This is a genomic window from Methylobacterium sp. 190mf (genome assembly GCF_900107945.1).
Taxonomy (GTDB): domain Bacteria; phylum Pseudomonadota; class Alphaproteobacteria; order Rhizobiales; family Beijerinckiaceae; genus Methylobacterium.
In genome coordinates this window covers 1-6,799 of the sequence record NZ_FNVI01000062.1, presented here as the reverse complement: position 1 = coordinate 6,799, position 6,799 = coordinate 1, and the positions used below count along the sequence as shown (strand labels likewise).

The window sequence follows — 6,799 nt, the reverse complement described above, 5'->3', positions numbered from 1 at the left end:
GGCGCCACCGCCCAGGTGTTCACCGCCGGCCTCCAGGCCGCGTGGTGAGGGGCGCCGCCTTTACTTGGCCGGCGCCGTGGTCCGGAGGCGCGCATGCGCGGGAGAGACGGCCCGGATAAGCCACCGCCCGAGCCCGCACCGGCAGCCCGCCGGCGCGGCTTCTTCCGGCGCGTGCTCGACGGTCTCGAAGCCGTCGAGCTGCTGGTCCAGGCGGGCCGGCTGGTCTGGTGGCTCCTGAGAGGCCTGTGGCTGGCCGCCGGCGCGATCGCGCGCCTCTTCGGGGACCGCTGACGCGCGGCGCCCGCAGCAGCGCGGGAATCGATGCCCGCGCGGATGTTTCACAGGAAACATCCGCCGCGCCGCCGCGGCTCGCGCCACCGACAGCCGGGAAACGTCAGCCGAACAGCGCCCGCGCCACGACCTGCGGGTCGATCGGCTTCTGGCAGAGAGCGACGGCGCCGTGGAGCGAGGGCACGGCGACCGGATCGTAGCCGGTCGCGAACAGGAAGGGCACACCGCGCGCGTGCAGCGCGTCGGCCACCGGATAGACCAGCTCGTCCTGCAGGTTGATGTCGAGGACCGCGGCGTCGATCTCGGTCGTGCCGGCGATCAGCGCCAGCGCCTCGCCGACGCTCGCGACCGGACCCAGCACCTGGGCGCCGCCTTCCTCGAAGCCGGACTTGAGATCGACGGCGATGAAGTAGTCGTCCTCGACGAGCAGGACCCGCCTGCCGGCCAGCGCGCGTGGTTTCGAGGTCATGCGGGGTTGCCTGCGGCTTCTCCCTCGGGGAGCGGGATGTTGATCGAGCAATGTAGCGCCGTGGCGCCGAGTTCGTAGCTGGTCGTCGCCTTCAGGGCGTAGGGTAGGGCGTGCTCGATCAATTCCCGACCGTAGCCGCCCCGCGGCGCCGCGTCCGCCAGCTCCGGTCCGCGAACGAGACCCTCCTCCACCCATTCCACCAGCAGCCGGCCGCCGCCGTCGTCCGCCCGGTAGGTCCGCCACGTCACGCTCAGGCGTCCCTGCGCGGTGGTGAGCGCGCCGTATTTCAGCGCGTTGGTGGCGAGCTCGTGCAGGGCCAGCGCGAAGGTCTGCACCGTCGCCTTGCGCAGCCGCACCACGGGCCCGTGCAGCCGGATGCGCGCCGGCATGGCCGGGGCGTCGAGGGCGGCGAGTTCCGTCTCGATCAGGGAGCGGAGCGTGATCGGTTCCTGATCGGAGCGCGAGAGGAGGCCCTGGACCCGCGAGAGGGCGGACAGGCGATCGTTGAACCGCTGCCGGAACGTCTCGCCGGGCCCGGTCTGGGCCATGGTCTGCTTGGCGATGGAGCGCACGACGCCGAGGAGGTTCCGGGTCCGGTGCTGCAGCTCGGCGACCATGACCTGCTGCCGCTCCTGGAGCTGGCGCAGATCGTCGATGTCGGTCGAGGTGCCGAGCCACTCGACGATCCGGCCCTGCGCGTCGCGGACCGGCGCGGCGCGGGTCTGGAACCAGCAGAACCGGTCCTCGGCGGCGTTGCGGAGCCGGTGCTCGAAGGAGAGGTGGCCGCTTACCGGCGCGTCGCGCCACGCGGCCGCGGCGACCGCCTCATCGTCCGGATGGACCGCCGCCAGCCAGCCCCAGCCCAGGCTCGTCGCGTCGGTCTGCCCGGTATAGGCGTGCCATTGCGGGCTCGACCAGATGCAGGCCCCGTCGATCGCGGCGCGCCAGACGAGCTGGGGGATGCCCTGGGCGAGGGTGCGGAACAGCTCCTCGCTCGCGCGCAGGCGGCGCTCGGCCAGAACCCGCTCGGTGCTCTCGACCACGATGGCGATGACCCCGGCCGGGCGCCCGTCCTCCCCGAAGACCGGCGAGTAGTCGAGATTCATCCAGACCGGCTCGGGCCGGCCGTAGCGGTGCAGGGTCAGTTGCTGGTCCTTGTACGACAGCGTCCCGCCGGCGAGGCCGACGCGCATGACGTTGTCGTTGAAGTCGGCGACCTCCGGCCAGCCCTCGCGCACCTTCGAGCCGAGGAGCTCGGGATGGCGGCCGCCCGCGAAGCCCGAATAGGCGTCGTTGTAGATCATGATGCCGTCCTCGCCCCAGAGCAGCACGATCGGCACCGGCGATTGCAGCAGCGTGCTGACCGCGAAGACCAGGCTCTGCGGCCAGTCGGCGATGGGACCCAGCGGCGTCCTCGCCCAGTCGAAGCTCCGGACGAGGTCGGCGAGCTCGCTGCAGCCGGCCGAGAAGATGCGGGCCTCGCTCATGCGGTGACCGACTCGTGAGACTCCGGCTCGGGCGAGCGCAGAGGGTGGAAGCCCGGTCCGCGACCGGTCGGGTCGGCCGGCCCGGCGTGCGGGTCACGCCGACGCTACTACACCGCTCCTCTGCCCGGTAGGGGCGCCGCCGGCTCCGGCCCGGTCGCGTCGTCGGGCCGGCAGACGGGTTCTAGCCGCGGCCCGCGGGCTCCGGGAAGCGCCGGGCGAACCAGTCGCGCAGGATCTGCCGCTCGTAGTAGAGGCCGCCGGTGGAGAAGCGGGGATTGGACGTCAGCAGGAAGTTGATGTCCGTCACCGTGTCCGCGCCCTGTGACACGGTGCGGCCGCCGCGACGCAGGCTGTAGGCGAGGCGGATCCGCGGCGGCGTGGCGTCCGTCACGACCCGCAGGCCGGTCGGGGTCGCGAAGCCGGGCCGGTCGAAGCCCGCCAGATCGACGTCGAGCACCGTGATGTCGAGACGCTCGTCGGGGCGGAGCCGCGCCGTGCCGAGATCCGTGAAGATCCGGGTCAGCTCGGCCAGGGTGACCCGGAGCGGCTGCCCGGAGCCGAAGCGGTTCTCGGCATCGGTGAACCGCTCCGGCGCGGCGTAGCGCACGGCCACCTGCGCCTGTGCCGCCGGCTGTGCCCGGGCGGGGGCCGCGGACGACCCGATCACCGAGAGCGCGGCCGCGGCCGCGAGCGCGGCCGATCTTCCGGCGAGACGCGTGCGCATACCGAACTCCTCTCCGCGTGTGGCGGCCTGACCGGGGCAGGCCTGCCGGGAAGAACCGCCCGAACGGGGCCCGGTATCCAGTGCCCCGCTCGGATGTCCGGCTGCGACCGAATGGCGCCCGACCGTCCATAGTCTCGCCGTGATCCGGGCGCCTCGTAGCGCTCCCGGCCCGAGGGGCGAGCCGGTCATGGGAGTCCGACGCGCATGATGAACTCTGTTCTCGCGCTTCTCACCGTCGTGGCGGTGCTGGTGGTCACGGCGCTGATCAAGCTGCCGCTCCTGCCGTTCCGCCTGGTCGGCCGCCTGCTGCGGAGCCGCCCGGCGGCGGCCTGACCCGCGCCGCTCAGGCCGCCGCGTCGATGACGAATTCCATCCCGCGACCCGGCCCCTGATCGGAATAGTCGACGAGCGCCAGACCGCGCTCGGCCAGGGTCGCCTCGACGGTGTCCCGCTCCCGGCGCACCATCTGACCCACTGCCAGCGGGGTCAGCCGGGGACTCGCGCGCCGCAAGCGGTCGACGCCGATATGGGCCGGCGTGCCCGCGTCCTCGGCGATCCGGGCCAGGGCCAGACCCAGGTCGCGCGCCTTGGTCTCGGCGGCGGATCTCGGCTTGAACGCCATCTGCTTATCCTTCTGCTCGGCCACCCGTCTCAGGCGGCCCGCCTGTCGACGCACACATCCGGGAAGGCCCGGATCCAGACCCGGCGGCCCTTGGCGTCGTAGACCTCGACCTGCCAGCCCGACCAGTCGAACCGCTCCACGACCCGCTCCATCAGCGCGAGCGCGACACGATCGGCGTGGGCCCGCACCTGCGCCGCGTTCGGAAACCGGCTGCCGCGCAAGTCGGTCACCAGCTCGTGGCCGTCCGTGCAGTGGAAGCGGTAAAGCCGCGTCGGCATTGAGCTTCCCTCGATCAATCCACAGCACTCCACCGCGATCCGGGAACGGGGCGCATCCGCGGTTGAACCCACCGCGCCGATGCGCTTTGTTCGTGATATGTTCTATACGGATTCGGACGGCGATGCACCCAGATCCCGAGGCGGCCCCTGCGGAGATTCGTCTCAGGGAGGCCGAGACGATCGCCGTGGCCTATCACAGGGCGGCGAAGGGTGACGCGTGGGCCGCGCTCGTCGCGGCCATCGCGGACGCTCTGGTCGATCTCGACGCGCTGGAGCGGCGCCTCGCCCGGCAGGGCGGGCTGATATCGCTGGGCTACGCCCGCGGCCGCACCGGGGCGGGCGGGGTCCGGGAGAAGCGCCGCGCCGGCCCGGAGGGTTGACCGCCCGGCGATGACCGCGCGGTCGGCCGGGCAGCCGGCGGTCTCGCCGCCCGGGCGGCGACGCGCCTGTCGGGGATCAGTGGTCCGTGCCGCCGCGCCGCGCCATGGCGCCGGGCTGGCCCAGGCCGATCGCCTTGGCGAGGGCGGAGCGCTGCTCGGCGTAACCGGGGGCGACCATCGGATAGTCGGTCGGCAGGCCGTAGCTGTCGCGGTAGCTGCGCGGATCCAGGCCGTGGCTGGCCAAGTGGCGCTTCAGCGTCTTGTAGAGCTTGCCGTCGATGAAGCTGACGATCCCGTCGTGCCGGACCGACTTGCGGATCTGGGCCGCGCTCGGCTTCTCGACCTCGGCCTGCGGGGCCGCGCCGGCCTGCGCCGCCGGCGTCCCGGCGACGAGTCCGCTGATCGCGCCGTGCACCCGTGCGATCAGGGCCGGCAGCTCCGCGGCCGGCACCGGATTGTTCGACACGTAGGCGGCCACAAGCTCGGCGGTCATCACGGCCAAGGTGTTGGATGTCTCATCGAAGGTCTCATTCATGATCGGACTTCCAGCGAGCGATTTACGTTCCCACGGTTTGGGCGCGGCAAGGGTTTAAACAGCGTAAATATAGAACGAAGACTCGATGAATATCTCTAGATTTTCTCGCGCCGTGCGGAGGCCGACGGGTGCGCCGTTCGTTGCACGTCCGCATCGACCGCAGAGGATCTCGGCGCGTCCGGACGGGGGTGACCCAGCTGACCGCGCGACAGCCTCGAACGACGCCGATCAGCGACCCCGCGCGCCCGCAGGCGACTTCGACGGGTGACCCGCGCGCCCCGGCACAGGCAAAGCGCCGCGCCTTGAGGGCGATGGACGGATGAAGGGGGTTCGCGCGCCTCAGCCGGCGCCGTACCCGCCCTTCCGGTTGTCGGGCTGCGGCGCGGGCGGTCGGGTGTCGTAGCCGCCGCTCTCCGGCGCCGCGTCGGAGCCGGGATCAACGGGGCCCGGGGCGTGGGGACCGCTGCCGCCGGCCGCCGGGTCGGCCCGCTTCTCCGGGGCTGCCGGCCGGCCCGGCGGGACCGTCCCCAGGGCCTCGCGTGCGGCGTCGACATCCTGTCCCATCCGTCCCTCCCTGCGGTCCTTCGTGTAGGGCCAAGGCGGGAGGTCGCCGCATGTTCCCCGCGCGGCCGGCGCGGTCGCCGGGACCGGGCGGTCCGGCCCCGTCCCCGATCAGGACCGGCGTACCGGGCGATGCGTCAGCGCGGCCTCATTTCCGCTCGCCGGTGGGGTTGGGCGTCGCGGACGTGTCCGGCGCGACCGCCGGATTGACGGGCGTGACCTTCGACCACGTGGCCGCGATCGCCACGATGGCGAGCAGCAGGACGATGAAGATGCCGATGAGGGTGAGGCGCTTCATGTGGCGGGTCTGGGTCTTCCGTGCGGGGGCCTGAGGGCGGGGAACGGCCGGGACGGCCGATCGATCCCGGCCGGAACGGGATCCTGCGGCCGCGGACCCGCACGGCCGCGACCGTCACGATCCCGCCGGGCGCGGCCGCGCCAGGGCGGCGGCCGCGTGCCGGGCCAGATCCTCGAGCCGGCGGACCGTCGCGTCGTCCGGGATGACCGAGGCGCACCAGTAGGCGCCCAGTGCGGCGACGGGCTCGGGCGAGCCGATCGGAACCATCACGAGGCTGCGCATCGAGGTCAGGCGGTAGAGGGCGAGCGGCACCCGGGGATCGCACTCGATGTCCGGGATCACGATGGTCGCGTCGTCGAGCATCGCGCGGCCCGAGATGCACGCCGTCAGCGGGAACCTGCGACCGCGCCACAGCGGCTCGATGGCGTCCTCGGCGGCGTAGAAGGAGGCGTCGCCCTCGCGCAGAACCACCGCGATCCCGTCGGAGCCCGCGATCTCCCGCGCGGTCTCGCGCAGGATCGCGACCGTGTCCTCCAGGGACCGGGCGGTCGCCAGGCGGTGGGCGGCCCGAACCAGACCCGAGGCGGGATCCAGGGAGAGTTCATCCATGTGGGACGCGGCCGCGAGCACTCCGATCGATCGGGCAACGCCCCATGCGGTGCCGCTGTACAAGTTTGTCGGGCACCGGCGCGGTGGGCAACAACCTGGATCAAGCGTTTCGCCGACGGAATCGGGCGCGCGGAGATGTGCGGTCGCAGCGTGCGCATATTGGTCGTCGCGGCGGACCTCCGCGACAGAAGTCGCGAAATAGTTCCGCGACACCGGATCACGACGCCGCGATGATGTGCTCCAGCGCACCTTTCGGTCCACCGGCTCCGGACCCCCGCCGGCGCTGTTGCAACAATGCACTATCGCGCCCGCACATCCTGACGTCCTGTCCGCCCCGCACACATCCCGTCCAACGGGAGACAGAGGACCAGATGATCAAGAAGCTTCTGCTCGCGAGCGCCGCCACGGCTCTCCTGACCGGCGCCGCCTCGGCCGCCGACCTGCCGCGCCGCGCCGCCCCGCCGCCGGTGTTCACCCCCGTCCCGGTCTTCACCTGGACCGGCGCCTACTTCGGTATCAACGCCGGCTACGCCTTCGACGCCAGC

The 6,799-nt window shown here is 72.4% G+C and carries 12 protein-coding genes and 1 pseudogene; 4 read left to right on the top strand and 9 right to left on the bottom strand.

Going from position 1 to position 6,799, the window contains the following annotated elements; all coding sequences use genetic code 11:
* Window positions 1-93: 93 nt before the first annotated feature.
* On the top strand, window positions 94-291 hold the full coding sequence (locus tag C4T42_RS31050; protein WP_020096521.1) for a hypothetical protein: 198 nt from the start codon (window positions 94-96) through the stop codon (window positions 289-291).
* A gap of 103 nt (window positions 292-394) precedes the next feature.
* On the opposite strand, the gene C4T42_RS31045 is transcribed toward C4T42_RS31050, so the two are convergent.
* From C4T42_RS31045 to C4T42_RS31035, 3 genes are all read right to left on the bottom strand, one after another.
* Window positions 395-760: a response regulator gene (locus C4T42_RS31045; RefSeq protein ID WP_042672258.1), complete on the bottom strand. Its 366-nt coding sequence runs from the start codon at window positions 758-760 to the stop codon at window positions 395-397.
* The gene (locus C4T42_RS31040; protein ID WP_020096523.1) at window positions 757-2,247 is read right to left on the bottom strand and encodes an HWE histidine kinase domain-containing protein; all 1,491 of its coding nucleotides are present in this window, start codon (window positions 2,245-2,247) and stop codon (window positions 757-759) included. The genes C4T42_RS31045 and C4T42_RS31040 overlap by 4 nt, the downstream gene beginning before the upstream one ends.
* Before the next feature lie 181 nt (window positions 2,248-2,428).
* Complete coding sequence (locus C4T42_RS31035) at window positions 2,429-2,971, bottom strand: DUF3016 domain-containing protein (protein WP_020096524.1); 543 nt, start codon at window positions 2,969-2,971, stop codon at window positions 2,429-2,431.
* Between the two features lie 204 nt (window positions 2,972-3,175).
* On the opposite strand from C4T42_RS31035, the gene C4T42_RS32835 reads away from it, so the two are divergent.
* Window positions 3,176-3,304, top strand: a complete 129-nt coding sequence (locus C4T42_RS32835) for a hypothetical protein (protein WP_020096525.1) — start codon at window positions 3,176-3,178, stop codon at window positions 3,302-3,304.
* 10 nt (window positions 3,305-3,314) lie between these two features.
* On the opposite strand, the gene C4T42_RS31030 is transcribed toward C4T42_RS32835, so the two are convergent.
* Window positions 3,315-3,593, bottom strand: coding sequence for a hypothetical protein (locus tag C4T42_RS31030; protein WP_026605481.1), 279 nt, complete (start codon window positions 3,591-3,593; stop codon window positions 3,315-3,317).
* Window positions 3,594-3,622: 29 nt separating this feature from the next.
* The gene (locus tag C4T42_RS31025; protein WP_020096527.1) at window positions 3,623-3,871 is read right to left on the bottom strand and encodes a hypothetical protein; all 249 of its coding nucleotides are present in this window, start codon (window positions 3,869-3,871) and stop codon (window positions 3,623-3,625) included.
* 122 nt (window positions 3,872-3,993) lie between these two features.
* Here C4T42_RS31025 and C4T42_RS31020 point away from each other — a divergent pair, with 122 nt between their 5' ends.
* Window positions 3,994-4,251 carry a hypothetical protein gene (locus C4T42_RS31020; RefSeq protein ID WP_020096528.1) on the top strand — a complete coding sequence of 86 codons (258 nt, stop codon included), beginning with the start codon at window positions 3,994-3,996 and terminating at the stop codon, window positions 4,249-4,251.
* 76 nt (window positions 4,252-4,327) lie between these two features.
* On the opposite strand, the gene C4T42_RS31015 is transcribed toward C4T42_RS31020, so the two are convergent.
* The 4 genes from C4T42_RS31015 to C4T42_RS31005 form a co-directional block, all read right to left on the bottom strand.
* Window positions 4,328-4,786, bottom strand: a complete 459-nt coding sequence (locus C4T42_RS31015) for a MucR family transcriptional regulator (protein ID WP_020096529.1) — start codon at window positions 4,784-4,786, stop codon at window positions 4,328-4,330.
* Between the two features lie 339 nt (window positions 4,787-5,125).
* On the bottom strand, window positions 5,126-5,350 hold the full coding sequence (locus C4T42_RS31010; RefSeq protein ID WP_020096530.1) for a hypothetical protein: 225 nt from the start codon (window positions 5,348-5,350) through the stop codon (window positions 5,126-5,128).
* A 145-nt stretch (window positions 5,351-5,495) separates the two neighbouring features.
* Complete coding sequence (locus C4T42_RS32215) at window positions 5,496-5,645, bottom strand: hypothetical protein (protein ID WP_020096531.1); 150 nt, start codon at window positions 5,643-5,645, stop codon at window positions 5,496-5,498.
* Window positions 5,646-5,759: 114 nt separating this feature from the next.
* Window positions 5,760-6,254, bottom strand: a complete 495-nt coding sequence (locus tag C4T42_RS31005; RefSeq protein ID WP_026605482.1) for a GAF domain-containing protein — start codon at window positions 6,252-6,254, stop codon at window positions 5,760-5,762.
* Between the two features lie 371 nt (window positions 6,255-6,625).
* Between C4T42_RS31005 and C4T42_RS32660 the strand changes: the two are divergent.
* Window positions 6,626-6,799 (top strand): annotated as a pseudogene (locus tag C4T42_RS32660) (porin family protein); the annotation flags it as partial.